A 234-nucleotide genomic window follows, 5' to 3' on the forward strand; every position below is an offset into this window, starting at 1 on the left:
CCGTCATTGCCGAAAGGCTGCGCGTTGACTCCAGGCGTATAGGACAGAGCCTCGTCCACCTTGTTGACGACACCACGATCGTCCATTTCCTGCGTTCCGATCACCGACACAGACTGCGGAATCTCGTTGATCGGCGTATCGCTTTTCGACCCCGTCGCCGACCGCTTCGCCACATATCCCTTGACCGGGCTGGTCGCCGTCGCCTCGGAATTTGCCGCTCCGGCCTGCCCCTGG

General features: G+C 62.0%; 1 protein-coding gene. It reads right to left on the bottom strand.

Annotation, left to right across the window (positions count from 1 at the left end; all coding sequences use genetic code 11):
• Positions 1 to 234 (bottom strand): TonB-dependent receptor plug domain-containing protein (locus SB659_RS20600; RefSeq protein ID WP_410551787.1); only part of this gene is annotated, 234 nt, incomplete at both ends.

The organism is Arthrobacter sp. SIMBA_036, from assembly GCF_046535135.1.
GTDB lineage: Bacteria > Actinomycetota > Actinomycetes > Actinomycetales > Micrococcaceae > Arthrobacter.